The organism is Absiella sp. AM09-50 (genome assembly GCF_003433845.1).
Lineage (GTDB): Bacteria > Bacillota_I > Bacilli_A > Erysipelotrichales > Erysipelotrichaceae > Hoskinsella > Hoskinsella hominis.
Genome location: NZ_QVFI01000003.1, coordinates 135533 through 150953 on the forward strand (window position 1 = coordinate 135533; position 15421 = coordinate 150953).

The following is a 15421-nucleotide window of genomic DNA, read 5'->3' on the forward strand; positions in this document are numbered from 1 at the left end:
GCCACCTCCTTATATTAATTTAATTGATTTTTTAATTCATATAAAAATTGCATTGCTTCCATTGGTGTCATTTTATTAACATCGACTGACGAAATTTTAGCGATTGTTTCGACATGTTTTGGATTTTCTTTTTCAATCACAACCGGTTCTTTTAAATCTTTTAATGTGTTAGGCTGTGTTTCCAGATTATCCAGAATTTGTTTTGCGCGATCTAAAACAGAGGAAGGCAAATGCGCTAATCTTGCGACATTGATACCATAAGATTTATCGGCTTTTCCATCCACAACACGATATAAGAATGTAACATGTTCATCTTCTTCATGTACATCCACATGTACATTATGGATAGAAGGATTCTTATCTTCCATATCCGTCAATTCATGATAATGAGTTGAAAATAACGTTTTTGCTTTAATATTGCGTTCAATGTATTCAATCATTGCCTGTGCCAGTGCCATACCATCATAAGTAGAAGTACCTCGCCCTATTTCATCAAATAAAATCAATGAATTTTCTGTTGCATTTTTCAAGGCATTATTTGCTTCAATCATTTCTACCATGAATGTTGATTGCCCACTCATGATATCATCACTTGCGCCAATTCTGGTAAAGATTTGATCAAAGATTGGCATATCTGCTTTTCTTGCGGGCACAAAACAACCAATCTGTGCCATAATTACAAGCAATGCAGTCTGACGCATAAATGTAGATTTACCACCCATGTTTGGTCCTGTGATAATTAAAATATCATGATTCTCATCCATATCCAGATTATTAGAAACATAGCGTGTTGTTTTCATCATTTTATCAAGAATTGGATGACGTGCTTCTTCTAAATATATTTTATGTTCCGGATGGAATTTTGGTCTGGTATAACCATTTTCACTGCTGATTTCAGATAGTGAGAATAAGGCATCAATCGTAGACAATGCCGCAGATAAATCATGCAGTTTTGGTAAATATACTTTTATTCGATTCAATAGATCATTAAACAGCTCTGTTTCTAAGCGGATACTTCGTTCTTGTGCATGAACGATGGCATCTTCTTTTTCCTTTAATTCCTGTGTAACAAAACGTTCTGCATTGCTTAAGGTCTGTTTTCTAACATAGCCGAATTCTTCTTTAATAGAAGAAAGATTAGCTTTTGTGACTTCGATATAATAACCAAATACACGATTATATCCTATTTTCAAAGACTTCACGCCTGTACGTTCACGTTCTTTATTTTCAAGCTCCAGAATCCAGTCCTTGCCATGTTTTCCAATTTCACGAACACGGTCCAGTTCTTCATTATATCCATCCACAAAGACACCACCATCTTTTAATGTTAATGGTGGATTATCTACGATAGCGCCATTGATCATATCATATAATTCACTACATGGATCAATATCTTTAAATTCACTATAGCTTGCGCAATCTTTAAATACATCAAATATCATTGGTGCATGTTCCAGTGTTTTCACTAAACGCAAAATATCTCTTGCATTGGCGTTTCCATAAGCCACACGGGCACTTAAACGCTCCATATCATATACATAACCTAAATGTTCTTTCAATTCATCTTTTGTGATAAAATTATCGTTTAAATATTCAATAGCATCCAGACGTTTATTAATAGCGATTGGATCAACCAAAGGATATTCTATCCATTTTTTTAATAAACGAGAACCCATAGAGCTGCGACATTTATCTAAGAAGCTCCATAACGTCAAAGATTTGGAGTTATTACGGATACTCTGGGTTAATTCTAGGTTTTGTTTCGTGGAGAAATCCATCTGCAGGAATTCATTTTCATATACTATTTCCACCTGTTGCAGATGCGCCATATTACGTTTCTGTGTTTCTTCCAGATAATTCATTAAAATACCGAATGTATGATGGATACGAGCATCTTCTACCCTGCTTAATAAGTGCTGGTATTCTTCTTTGATCTCAATATTATTTTCATAAGATATCGTAATTGACTGGATATCTTCAATCATTTTAATAATCTTTTTATCAAATTTTTCCTCCACAACAACTTCTTTTACATTATTGCCCAGCAATACCTTTTGAATTGCCATAACCTGCTTATCAATTAACTGTGCACGCATTTCACCAGTTGTCATTTCACATAAAATTACTGCCAAACCAAATTGGTAATCATGAAGTGAAGCAATGTATACTGTATTCTTTTCATCACTTACTTCATCCATGATGGTTCCAGGAGTTACAATTTTGATAACATCACGCTTTACCAGTCCCTTGGCAAGTGCAGGATCTTCCAGCTGTTCTACAATTGCGACTTTATATCCCTTTTGTATCAAACGCTCTATGTATCCTTTTGCGGCATGATAAGGAATACCACACATTGGCACACGTTCCTCCACACCAGCATTTCTACCTGTTAAAACCAAATCAAGCTCCTGACTAGCGGTTTTCGCATCATCAAAAAACATTTCATAAAAATCTCCTAATCGATAAAATATAATTGCGTCTTTATGTTGTTCCTTCACTTCCAGATAATGTTTCATCATCGGTGTATAGCTAGGTTTTTTACTCATAGTATCAACTCCACTTCGATTATATATTATATCAAATTTTCACTTGTTTTTGTGAGGTTTTCGCTTGTTTATTTTACATGATCAAAATATCTTTTTTCTCCCTTTTTCAAAGGCTTTTCTTTCCTTTTGAAAAATCAGTCTAAATCTTAAGAAGTTTTACACGTAACCATCACATAACAGTTTTAAAACGTGTTATAATAAATACGCTTGAGAAAATGGAGTTGATGCCAATGAAGCTGGGATTATCGCGTGCAAAGAGCACCGATAAGTTTGATTATACATTGATGGGCATTATCATTGTGATGATGTTTACAAGTCTTACGGCTATTTATTCTGCATTTGGTATGTTAGGTACTGATGCTGGAATGAGTTACTTAATGAAACAAATTATGTGGTATGTATTTGGTTATATCGTAATTGGTGCGATGATGTATTTAGGAAATGATTCCCTGTATTCCTTTGCGAAGATTGGATACTGGATATTATTAGCGTTGCTGGCATTATTGCTGGTAGATAAAGTATTTTATCACTTTACTTTAAGAGATATTCCTTTTTTTCATACAGCGAATGGTGCGACATCCTGGTATATCTTTCCTGGAGTTGGGACCTTTCAGCCAAGTGAGTTTATAAAAATCGTATTAATTATTATCGTCGCAAATATTATAGATGAACATAACAAACAAAAAATCACGGAATCGTATGAACAGGATTTCAATATGATAATTGAAATTGCGAAATGGGCACTTCCACCTATGATTTTAATTCTATTACAGCCAGATACCGGTGTTGTATTGATTATTGTAATTGCCATCGGCGCTATGGTCATGTGTTCTGGTATTAAGCGTGAATGGATTATGATTATATTTGGATGTATTGCATTTGTACTTGCCTTATTCTTCTATATGTATTTCTTCCACTTTGACCTTTTAAATAAATTGATTGGTGGTGAAGGTGGTTATAAATTAGGGCGTATAACCAGTTGGCTAAATCCTGAATCGGATATCAACGGGAAAGGCCATCAGCTATATCTTTCACAGATGGTGATTGGCTCTGCAGGTTTAATGGGTCATGGCATGGGACAGGCGTATGTTACTTTACCTGAAGCACAAACCGATTTGATATTTGCTGTGATTGGTCAGACCTGGGGATTCATAGGAACTGTATTTGTCGTTGGTTTATGTTTATTCCTGGATTTACATATCTGTCATATCGCTTCCTTGTCGAAGAACATGATAGAAAAATATATGATTACCGGATTTCTAGGATTGTTGTTGTATCAGCAATTTCAAAATATTGGCATGCTGATTGGACTTCTTCCAATTACCGGTATCACATTACCACTCTTATCTTATGGTGGTTCCAGTATGTTATCTTACATGATTGTATTCGGTATTATTATGAATACCAGCCGTAAAGCAAAGAAATTATCAGACTACGTATATGAATAAGTCAGATCGAATGGATCTGACTTTTTTAATATAGATTTTTTAAACGTTTTAGATAACTATAATGACGATATCTTGCGAACTTTACCTTCTTATCTGTCATTTGACAAACAATGGTTTTAGTATTTTTTAATGGTGTATTCAAGTGGTCATAACACAAAATCGCCGTATCAAATGTATCTGCACGAAGTGTTACAATTCTATTTTCCATCATGATATATGGACTACCCAAAGAACGGTGTTTTGAATGTTGTATCGCTGTGATTTCTGCCAGCTGCATAACAGACAGACCACAATCAATCACTGCCCCACCAAGTCCCCGATTGTATGCAGTAGAGCCTGCCTGCGTTGATAAACATATTCCTGATCCACGACATGTTTCAAAAAACTCATCATCAATATAAACATCTACAGATTGTGATTTTATGACGTTTTCAATACGCATCTCATTTAACGCATAAATCGGTTCATCATGATCATCCAAGTCCATGCGTAATAAACCTGATTCATAAATATGTGGTTCTTTTTGAAGCATATCATGAAGGCACTCATCTAATTCGCTTTCTGTATAATCTGTGAAGAACCCTAAAGTGCCTGTATGGATCCCAATAAATTTTAAATCATTGATTCGATCAAGAAATTGATGAACACCATATAATAATGTTCCATCGCCTCCAACACAGATAATTAATTCTGCAGTTTTTTCATCTTCTATCCATCCAGCCCCTTGTAATGTCTTTCTGATTTTATCAGATACGATATGAGATTTTTCATCTACTTTTGAAACGATTGCATATTTCATCACAAATCACTTCCTTTTACATTGATAATATTGTACCATATAACCTAGGGTGATGAAAAGATGAATGAAAATTTAGAAATAGAATATAAGGTTTTATTAACAAAAGAGCAGTTTGAAAAACTTGTAAGTCAATATGATGATGTCAAGTTTATACGTCAAGTCAATACGTATTATGATACAAAGGATCTTCAGATTAGAAAGAACTATGGTTCTATACGTATCCGTGAAAAAGAAGGTCAGTTTATTTTTACTTTGAAGAAACATACAGAAGATGGTTTATTAGAGTTTGAAAAACTTGTGCCATCCAATGATATCTCTGCCTTTGATGATTCTGAAATCAAACAATTGTTTCAGGATATGAAAATTGATGAGCCGATTGTAAAGTTGACTTCTTTGACAACTGATCGTGCTGTGATTTTCAATGGTTTTGCGGAAATTTGTTTAGATCATAATTACTATAATGGTAAAGAAGATTATGAGATTGAATATGAATATAAAAAAGATCATGATGGCAAAAAGATGTTTCAAGATATTTTGGATATCATCAATGTTCAGTATGATCATAACTGTGTTTCAAAAAGCAAACGAGCTTTATTTGCGCTATGAATGAATTATTAATTATTTATAGTGTGTGGAATTGTTTTGTATTTTTTATATATGGATGGGATAAATATAAAGCGAAACATCACCAATATCGTATTTCAGAATTCACATTACTAAGTTATATGTTTTTCTTTGGAACTTTAGGTGCTATCCTGGGTATGTTATGTTTCCATCATAAGACAAAGAAAAGAAAGTTTCAGATTATGGCAGTATTTTCTGCAATTCTTCAACTTTCTCTATATTGGCTGGTTATACAATAGCCAGCTTTTCTTTATATTTAACATTTCCTATTTTTAATAATTTTCTTGTACTTTCATCAATTTCTCGATTGAATACTATAAACACTTCCATTTCCTCCGCAAATTCGCTCATTTTGATATAACTTTCATATAACATATAATGTCCGATACAATATTGTAGCTTCATATTAAAATCACTCACATTGATTAAACATGGGATATATATGGATATCATATCTTTTTGTACATCGATAAATTCTGTTTTACTTATCATTTTTTGATGATCCGTCATTATCGTTTTACAGTATTTTTGTATTCTTGTTTCTTCATAACGACTATACATATTTGTTTTTACTTTTTGACATATGTTTTGAATAAAATTAATTTGTGCGTCTTTAATAAATACCGATTCAGTTTCTTTATGAAATAAAGCTGACCACATATCTATACCTACATCATTTGCTAACTGAAGGATTTTACTAGTATTTTGAACATCTGTTTTATCAATATAAATATAACTTTCTATTTTGTTGGAAATTTCCATACCTATTTCACTTAAATAAACAGGTGCTTGAAAGAATGTTACTTCTTCCAATTGAAAACAACTTAGATATTCAGGTAGTTCATGCGTCTTTGTGATTTTTATAATTGCTTCTTCTAATGCTTCTTTGGTGGGATATCCATTCTTTGTGCCAAACCTAGCCCACATCTGAGAAAAAGTCAAGGTATATGTCTTTTCTAATTTTCCATAACCTAAGATACCTTTTTCTCGTTTTTCACCTTTTTCTGTGCCTTTTGCAAGAAAAAACAAGTAATCGCCTGGATTAAAATCACTGATTTTTTTCATAGTGCTGGGTTTCCAGAAATTAATGATTCGATTACCATTAAGCCGATGATATTCAATCATCTGATGATCTGTAATATAAGCGATAGATGACATAGTATCCCACCTTTTCTTTATCTATATTTTATCATGAATTGGCAAAGAAAAAATCGTGTATTCCACGATTTCTTACATTTTTTTACGACCTTCAATTGCTTTAATCAATGTTAACTCATCTGCATAATCTAAATGACCACCCATTGGCAAACCATGAGCGATTCTTGTAACTGTTACTGGATATTTTTCTAATAATTTAGATATATATAATGCAGTCGTTTCTCCTTCCACTGTAGGATTTGTCGCAAGGATGATTTCCTTTGTATCTTCATTGATTCTATCTAATAAGGAAGCAATATTAATATCATCAGGTAATATACCTTTTGATGTAGATATGACTCCGTTAAGTACATGATAAACACCTGTATACTCTCTTGTCTTTTCCATGGCGATAACATCTTTAGGACTCTGTACCACGCAGATAATAGAATCATCTCTTGTATGATCTTTACATATCTCACATTTTTCATCTTCCGCAAGATTGCCACATATCTGACAATGTTTTAAACTTCCCTCTTTGATGTGTGTTAAGCAATCGATGAACTCATTTATTTTATCTTCATCCCATTCCAATATTTGGAATGCGTATCGTTCTGCTGTTTTCAAACCTACACCTGGAAGGTTTCTTAAACATTCTACAAGCTTCTCAAATTGTTTAGGATACATTAGAAGCCTCCTGGCATTTTCACTCCACCAGTAATTGCATTCATTGTCTTTTCTTTATCTTCTACAGCTTGATTGAAAGCATCATTTAATGCTGCCTTTAACATTTCTTCTAAATCTTCTTTTCCATCTTTATCTAATAAAGTTTCATCTATTTGAATTGACTCAACCTGCATACCTTTAACTGCAACTTTTACAACTCCACCACCCATCGTAACTTCATATTCTTTTTCATTTAATTCACTTTCTACTTTTGCTAAATCTTTCTGCATCTTCTGTGCCTGTTTCAATAATGCTTGCATATTCATAATCTTATTCCTCCATCACTGTTATATTGTCTTTTCCAAATAAATCTAACACAATTTCTTCTTGTGTTTTTTCTCTTGTTTCTTCGTTATTGACGATGACACTTTCAACACGAATAGGATCTGGTAATGTGCCATTTACCATTCGCTCTTTAAATGCGCCTATAACCCTCTTATTCTGTTCAGCAGAAATTGCGAAAATCTTTTTCGATTTTTTCAATAACTCCTGTAAGAATGCACATAACTCATTATTGCTATCTAATTCATTTATTTGATTTGCCTCTGCCTGGTTATCAACAGCAAGTACGATATAGTTGCTGCCAGCACCAACGATTTTACCATGTTTTATCAAATTTGCAAACTTTGCCCATTTTAAATTAATTGTATATTCTTCAATGTGTTTAAAGTTCTCCAAATCACTTGCCTTCTCTGGTTTATTTGCACCAGCTAATAAACCTAAGATATACTCATCATCTATTGGCTGTGCTTTCTTATTCTCGTGATGTACTGGTGCTTTTATTGGCATAGGTTCTTCTTCAAAGAATGTTGGTTGTACTTCTTCCTCATATGGATCATCTTCTGGTACAAACAGCTGTGGCTTTGGTGCTTCCTGTTTTGGCACAAATGTTTCACGTGAAACATTTGTTTGTTGTTCCACAGCCTTTTCTGGTTGTTTTTGTATTACAGGCTGTTGTTGAATCTGCTGTACTTGTACCACCTGTTCAGTTGAAGCAGCTAGATCAAGCATTTTCAATAAACAAACCTCAAAATAAGAGCTAGCATTTGCAGCAGTTCTATACTTATCATATGTTTCCATCAATAAGCTAATCATATCAAACCGTTTCTTTATAGAAACTTTTTGAATAATACCTAAAGCTTCATCAGAATTCAATACATGAAGTAGCTTTGCTTCTTTCGTGTATTCAAAAATAATTGTTTCTTTTAATATTTCTATCAAATCGTTTGTTAATCTTTTGATATCAATTCCTTTATTAATCAGATAATCAATTTTATCCATTAACTCTAATGCTTTTTTATCGAATATTTGATCTAATAATTCTAGTTTTTCAGGTACTGTAGTAATACCATATATCTCATTGATATGATGTACTTCAATATTATCCTGTGCGTATGCAATACACTGATCAAGAATTGATAAAGCATCTCTTAATCCCCCATCAGCAAGCTGTGCTATAATGCGGATTACCTCATCCTCACATGTAATATGCTCTGCTTCTAAGATTGTATGCAATCGATTTATGATATCACTATCAGGTACTTTAGTAAAATCAAATCGCTGACACCTAGAAATGATTGTAGGTAATACTTTATGTGGCTCCGTAGTGGCCAGTATAAAGATAACATGTGCAGGTGGTTCTTCTATCGTTTTCAGCAAAGCATTAAATGCTCCAGCTGACATCATATGAACCTCATCAATAATATATACTTTATAACGCCCTTTTAATGGCGCATATTTTACTTTTTCAATCAGATTTCTTACTTCTTCAACACCGTTATTACTTGCCGCATCTATTTCAATAATATCTGGATGCGTACCATTTACTACAGCCTTGCAGTTTTCACATTCCCCACATGGTCTATGATCTTTGCTCTCGCAATTCACCATTTTAGCAAAAATTTTTGCAATTGAAGTTTTTCCAGTACCTCTAGGTCCACAGAATAAATATGCATGTGCAATCTTATTTTGTTCTACAGCATGTTGTAGTGTTTTTACAACATGTTCCTGTCCTGCAACTTCTTCAAAACTATTAGGACGATAGGTACGATATAGTGCTTTATATGCCATACTTCACCTGCTTTCTCTAGTGATTATTATACCATGGAATACAGCAATATTTAAGCTAAATTGAAAATGTTCTTATACGAAGAAATTATCTTTCTTCATAAAATAATAGAAGTTTTATATCTGCGGTATTCTTATTATATTTTCCATTGAACAACAAATTTCTAAAATATAAATATATCATTCTATTGAGGAAAAAATGATAAAAAAAAGCAAATAGTAGGATATTTATTAATCCTTGGTTATTTGCTTTTTCTTCTTTTCTCGTTTCTTTTTGAAAAAATCTTTTAGCAACTGTGCACATTCTTCTTCTAATATACCACCAGTTGTTTCTGGATAATGGTTAAATCCTTTATATTCATATAGTTTAATACAGCTCTCAATGCATCCACCTTTAGGATCTTTCGCACCATATATGACTTTGTTTATTCTTGACTGTAAAATAGCGCCAGTACACATGGAACATGGTTCTAATGTAACATATAATTCACAATCTTCTAATCGCCAACTGCCAACTTTTTTACAAGCTTTTTGAATTGCCATAATTTCTGCATGAGCAATAGATTGTTGTTTACTCTCTCTTAAGTTATATCCTCTTGCAATAATTTTATCATTTTTCACAATGACACAGCCAATAGGTACTTCATCTTTTTCTTCAGCTTTTTTTGCAAGTTTGATTGCTTCTCTCATATACTTTTCATTCATAGTTTTTACCTCAAAAATAAAAAAGTGCTACCACACATGACAGAGCCACCTTAAGGCTGCTTCGTTCCCGACCTGACCTAATTCAGTGTGTATCATTGTAGTAGCTTTTATATTATAACACAGATTAAGTAAAATTCAACCACTTTTTACAGATAATACATTCTGGCTATTTTATTGTTTCACGTGAAACAATTTTTCGTTTTTTTTGTTGCAACGAGATGTGTAGTTGTCTTACTTTTTATATTTCAATGCAAATCAAAAGAACACAAAATATATTATTAATTATATAAATATCCAATATTTATCAGTAAATTTATATTATAATATATTAAATATTTCAGCCTTGTTTTTTTTATTTTTTTATGCTTTTTTGATGTTTTTATTGTTTTCAAAATCACAAATGTTCAACTTTTCCATTAAGTTGAACAATTCATTAAATCAATAAAAGTTTTTTAGATCAACTCTATATTTAACAATAATTTTAAAAATTAAATTGATGATTTTCCAACATAATAAAATTTTGATTTATAATTAAATTACTCATATAAAAAGATCTATATAATTATAACATTTCAAATGATACCATATTTTTCTATAAGTATACTTTTGATTATTAGATTATCTTTTTTTATTCAAATTGAAATATGATAGAAAGATAAATGTTTTTTCTATCATAAACTAGAATATGAAAATTCTATAAAGATGATTGTATTCTATGGTTATGAAAAGTATAATTTATCGACTAATATCAAAAAAATTTTTGTACTTTTTCTTCATGTTAAAAAATCAATAATGTTATTTATAGAATTTTACTTATAATAGAATATCCACAGTATGTTCATTCATCAAAATCATAATACACTTAATTAATCGCTAATACTATTTCATGATTTTTTATTAATCCCAATAAATTTGTTTCACGTGAAACATTTACTTACTAGAATCTATTAAATTAAATAAGATAAATACTCATAAAAGTAAATTTCATTGCATATCACAAATGCCATTTATATATTATTAAATTTTAATTTATATTATAATAATAGTGTATTTTATAAATTAATATACGCATTATTTCAAGCCGTTATTTTGTCATAAAATCAAAGCACCAAAGAATTTCAGAAAAATATCAGCTATTTAACTCAATCAAAACACTTATCATTTTTTAAGATATATAAAATAGTTTTTTTAATCATTAAATGATTATATTAATTATGTTTCACGTGAAACTAAAAAAGAATCCTTTTTGTTTGAGTATCCAAACTTTAGGATTCTTTAAATAATTTATTTCTTAGGGACTAATTTTTCAGTGCCACCCATGTATGGTCTTAATACTTCTGGAATATTCACTGAGCCATCAGCGTTTAAGTTATTTTCCAAGAAAGCAATTAACATTCTAGGTGGAGCAACAACTGTATTATTTAATGTATGAGCGAAATATTTTCCATTCTCACCTTTTACACGAATACCAAGTCTTCTTGCCTGCGCATCAGTTAGATTAGAACAGCTACCAACTTCAAAGTATTTTTTCTGACGTGGACTCCAAGCCTCTACATCCACAGATTTACATTTCAGGTCTGCTAGGTCACCTGAACAGCATTCTAACGCTCTAACAGGGATATCTAAGCTTCTGAATAAATCTACTGTATTCATATACAGTTTTACAAACCATTCTGCACTTTCTTCTGGTTTACATACAACAATCATTTCCTGTTTTTCAAACTGGTGAATACGGTAAACACCACGTTCTTCAATACCGTGTGCACCTTTTTCTTTACGGAAACATGGAGAATAACTTGTATACGTATAAGGCAGCTTCTTTTCATCTAAGATCGTATCAATAAATTTACCGATCATAGAGTGTTCAGAAGTACCAATCAAGTATAAATCTTCACCTTCAATTTTATACATCATACCTTCCATTTCCGCAAAGCTCATAACACCAGTTACAACATCACTTCTAATCATAAATGGAGGAACAACATAAGTAAATCCTCTATTGATCATAAAATCTCTTGCGTAAGAGATAACAGCAGAATGAAGTCTTGCGATATCTCCCATTAAATAATAGAAACCATTACCAGCAACTTTTCTAGCACTGTCTAAGTCAATGCCTTCGAAGGCTTCCATAATTTCTGTGTGATAAGGAATTTCAAAATTAGGAACAACAGGTTCACCGAATTTTTCAAGTTCAACATTTTCACTATCATCTTTTCCAATAGGAACACTAGGATCAATCATATTAGGAATCTGCATCATGATCTGTTTGATTTCAGTACTTAATTCAGTTTCCTTTTCTTCTGTAGTTTTCATTTCATCAGCCATTGCCTGAACCTGAGCTTTTACCTGTTCAGCTTCTTCTTTTTTACCCTGACCCATCAATGCGCCGATTTGTTTACTTAATTTGTTACGCTGGTTTCTTAAATCATCACCTTTTTGTTTTAAGGCACGATTTTCCTTATCTAATTCGATGACTTTATCAACCAGTTCAATCTTGTGGTCCTGAAACTTTTTACGAATGTTTTCTTTCACAAGTTCAGGATTTTCGCGTAGAAACTTCATATCTAACATATTCTATACCTCCATATAAATAAAAAAGAGGTATTGTCCTAAAGGGACGATACCTCGTGTTGCCACCCTTTTTTATTTGATTCAAAGAATCAAATATCTCAAAGCGATAACGGTGCTACCGAAACAGATTACTTTATTCACCTGTTCACTCCAAGGTTGATTTCATAAATCTTCAGCGATAACTTACACCAACCGTTATCTCTCTATGCCTGAATGTATTTATTACTTATCCTTATCAACGTTTGTTTATTTTATATCATTCTTTGTTTTCATTGTCAATGACTTCTTGTTCGCTCACAGCAGTTTCGTTGTTTTCTACAACATTTTCTGTTGTTTCTGCTTCTTCCTCTGCTTCTGCCTCAACGATTGCGACTTTAGAAACAGATTCATCATCACCGACATGAATCAATAGAACACCTTGTGTATTACGACTGTAAACACCAATATTATCGACAGAAATACGGATAATAATACCAGCATTTGTGATAATCATGACATCTTCATCGCCATTTACTGCACGTACAGAAACCAGATTTCCTGTTTTCTCAGTGACATTGATTGTCTTAACACCTTTTGCGCCACGTGTTGTCAAACGATATTCACTAATTGGTGTACGTTTACCATAACCGTTTTCACTTACTGCCAATAGATGTGTACCATCACGATTGGTTGCTACACCAACAACGATGCTTCCATCTGTATTGAAGCCTTTGACACCACTTGCGGTTCTTCCCATAGGACGTGTATCATTTTCATTGAAACGCACTGCCTTGCCATTAGAACCAGCAATGATGATTTCATCATCCCCTGTTGTTTCTTTTACGCCCACAAGTTCATCACCATCACGTAAAGAAATAGCAATTTTACCATTTTGACGTATAGAATCAAATTCTTCCATTGGCGTACGTTTGATTAAACCATTCTTTGTGACAAAGAATAAATAGGCTGATTCTGATTCACGTTTCACAGGTACTAATGTACAAACTTTTTCTTCTTTATCTAGGTTCAAGAGATTCACGACTGGCAAACCTTTTGCGGTTCTTGAAGCATTTGGAATCTGATATCCCTTAATACGATATACTTTACCAATATTTGTGAACATCAATAGATAATCATGTGTAGACATTGTAATCAACATATCCACAACATCATCTTCATTGACTGCCATACCTTTGACACCACGACCACCACGATTTTGTGTACGATAAGTATCCGTTGGCATACGTTTGATGTATCCATTTGTCGTCATCGTGATAACAACATCTTCAACAGGAATTAAATCTTCATCCTGCATATCAAAGTCAGCTTCACTGATTTCTGTACGACGTTCATCACCAAAACGATTTTTTACTTCTGTTAATTCATCACGGATAATCTGAACAACTCTGGAATGATTTGCCAGGATATCTTTTAAATCCGCAATCTGAATCAATAATTCCTGATATTCATTTTCAATCTTATCACGTTCCAAACCTGTCAATCGGCGAAGCCTCATTTCAAGGATTGCATTGGCCTGAATTTCACTTAAATCAAAGCGTTCCATCAACTCTGTACGAGCGGTAGCTTCATTTGCTGAAGAACGGATAATATGTATAATTTCATCAATATGATCTAACGCAATACGTAAACCTTCTAAGATGTGTGCGCGATCTTCTGCTTTTTTCAATTCAAACTGCGTACGACGTATGGTGACGTCAATCTGATGGTCAATATAATGCTGCAACATCTCTTTTAAGCCCATTTGCTTAGGAGCACTCTGATTGCCTTTTGGCACCAGTGACAACATATTACATCCAAAAGATGTCTGTAAAGAAGTCAAACGGAACAGCTGATTTAATACAACATCGCTTTGTACATCTTTTCTTAATTCAATGACGATACGCACACCTTCACGGTTAGATTCATCGTTCAGATAGGTGATACCTTCAATTTGTTTATCTCTTACCAAATTGGCGATTTTTTCAATTAAATTTGCTTTATTTACCTGATAAGGAACTTCAGTAACGACAATACGGTGTTTACCGTTATCCATTTCCTCCACATGCGTTTTCGCACGTACAACAACGGTTCCTCTACCTGTTTCATAAGCCTGTTTAATGCCAGCTCTTCCTAGGATGATACCACCTGTTGGAAAGTCTGGTCCCTGAATATAATTTTCCATTAAATCCATCACTGTAATTTCTGGATTATCCATAATCGCAAGTGCCGCATCAATGGTTTCATTTAGGTTATGTGGTGGAATATTGGTTGCCATACCTACCGCAATACCAACTGCACCATTTACTAATAAGTTTGGAAAACGTGAAGGTAAAACAACAGGTTCCATTTCTTCCTGATCATAGTTAGGTCGAAAATCAACTGTATTTTTATTGATATCCTTCATCATTTCCATTGCGATTTTACTCATACGTGCTTCCGTATAACGCATAGCCGCAGCGCCATCGCCATCCATAGATCCAAAGTTACCATGACCTTGCACCAACATATAACGATAACTGAAATCCTGTGCCATACGAACCATTGCATCATATACAGCAGTATCACCATGAGGGTGATATTTACCAATAACTTCACCGACAATACGTGCTGATTTCTTAAATGGCTTACTTGCCACAATTCCCATATCATTCATCGCATATAAGATACGACGATGTACTGGTTTTAATCCATCACGTACATCTGGCAACGCACGATCGACAATAACGGACATAGAATAGTCCAGAAAGGAGGAACGCATCGTTTCATATATATCAACCTGTAATAATCTATCCTTGTTTATATCCATCTAATCATTCCCT

At 33.1% G+C, this 15421-nt stretch carries 12 protein-coding genes, 1 other RNA gene and 1 other annotated feature; of the genes, 3 read left to right on the forward strand and 10 right to left on the reverse strand.

Features of this window, described 5'->3' with window-relative positions:
• Positions 1 to 14: 14 nt before the first annotated feature.
• Positions 15 to 2546 carry a DNA mismatch repair protein MutS gene (gene mutS / locus DW114_RS04480; protein WP_117452593.1) on the reverse strand — a complete coding sequence of 844 codons (2532 nt, stop codon included), beginning with the start codon at positions 2544 to 2546 and terminating at the stop codon, positions 15 to 17.
• 230 nt (positions 2547 to 2776) lie between these two features.
• Between mutS and DW114_RS04485 the strand changes: the two genes are divergently transcribed.
• Entirely contained in the window at positions 2777 to 3994 is a 1218-nt protein-coding gene (locus DW114_RS04485) for an FtsW/RodA/SpoVE family cell cycle protein (protein WP_117452594.1), read from the forward strand.
• A gap of 25 nt (positions 3995 to 4019) precedes the next feature.
• On the opposite strand, the gene DW114_RS04490 is transcribed toward DW114_RS04485, so the two are convergent.
• Positions 4020 to 4793 carry an NAD kinase gene (locus DW114_RS04490; RefSeq protein WP_117452595.1) on the reverse strand — a complete coding sequence of 258 codons (774 nt, stop codon included), beginning with the start codon at positions 4791 to 4793 and terminating at the stop codon, positions 4020 to 4022.
• Between the two features lie 60 nt (positions 4794 to 4853).
• Here DW114_RS04490 and DW114_RS04495 point away from each other — a divergent pair, with 60 nt between their 5' ends.
• Both DW114_RS04495 and DW114_RS04500 read left to right on the forward strand, forming a co-directional pair.
• Positions 4854 to 5399, forward strand: coding sequence for a CYTH domain-containing protein (locus DW114_RS04495; RefSeq protein ID WP_117452596.1), 546 nt, complete (start codon positions 4854 to 4856; stop codon positions 5397 to 5399).
• The gene (locus tag DW114_RS04500; RefSeq protein ID WP_117452597.1) at positions 5396 to 5656 is read left to right on the forward strand and encodes a DUF1294 domain-containing protein; all 261 of its coding nucleotides are present in this window, start codon (positions 5396 to 5398) and stop codon (positions 5654 to 5656) included. The genes DW114_RS04495 and DW114_RS04500 overlap by 4 nt, the downstream gene beginning before the upstream one ends.
• On the opposite strand, the gene DW114_RS04505 is transcribed toward DW114_RS04500, so the two are convergent.
• The 8 genes from DW114_RS04505 to gyrA form a co-directional block, all read right to left on the reverse strand.
• Positions 5646 to 6575 carry a hypothetical protein gene (locus DW114_RS04505; protein WP_117452598.1) on the reverse strand — a complete coding sequence of 310 codons (930 nt, stop codon included), beginning with the start codon at positions 6573 to 6575 and terminating at the stop codon, positions 5646 to 5648. The two genes, DW114_RS04500 and DW114_RS04505, sit on opposite strands and share 11 nt — an antisense overlap.
• Before the next feature lie 72 nt (positions 6576 to 6647).
• A complete protein-coding gene (gene recR, locus DW114_RS04510) occupies positions 6648 to 7241 on the reverse strand; it encodes a recombination mediator RecR (protein WP_117452599.1) in 594 nt (197 codons plus the stop codon).
• Positions 7241 to 7546, reverse strand: coding sequence for a YbaB/EbfC family nucleoid-associated protein (locus tag DW114_RS04515; protein ID WP_117452600.1), 306 nt, complete (start codon positions 7544 to 7546; stop codon positions 7241 to 7243). The genes recR and DW114_RS04515 overlap by 1 nt, the downstream gene beginning before the upstream one ends.
• A gap of 4 nt (positions 7547 to 7550) precedes the next feature.
• Positions 7551 to 9350 carry a DNA polymerase III subunit gamma/tau gene (dnaX, locus tag DW114_RS04520; RefSeq protein ID WP_117452601.1) on the reverse strand — a complete coding sequence of 600 codons (1800 nt, stop codon included), beginning with the start codon at positions 9348 to 9350 and terminating at the stop codon, positions 7551 to 7553.
• A gap of 228 nt (positions 9351 to 9578) precedes the next feature.
• Positions 9579 to 10052 carry a tRNA adenosine(34) deaminase TadA gene (gene tadA / locus DW114_RS04525; RefSeq protein WP_117452698.1) on the reverse strand — a complete coding sequence of 158 codons (474 nt, stop codon included), beginning with the start codon at positions 10050 to 10052 and terminating at the stop codon, positions 9579 to 9581.
• A gap of 14 nt (positions 10053 to 10066) precedes the next feature.
• Positions 10067 to 10164: signal recognition particle sRNA small type (gene ffs / locus DW114_RS04530), an RNA gene on the reverse strand.
• A gap of 1172 nt (positions 10165 to 11336) precedes the next feature.
• Positions 11337 to 12623, reverse strand: a complete 1287-nt coding sequence (serS, locus tag DW114_RS04535; RefSeq protein WP_117452602.1) for a serine--tRNA ligase — start codon at positions 12621 to 12623, stop codon at positions 11337 to 11339.
• A gap of 39 nt (positions 12624 to 12662) precedes the next feature.
• Positions 12663 to 12871 (reverse strand) — a binding site (T-box leader).
• 8 nt (positions 12872 to 12879) lie between these two features.
• Positions 12880 to 15408, reverse strand: a complete 2529-nt coding sequence (gene gyrA / locus DW114_RS04540; protein WP_117452603.1) for a DNA gyrase subunit A — start codon at positions 15406 to 15408, stop codon at positions 12880 to 12882.
• Positions 15409 to 15421: the final 13 nt, after the last annotated feature.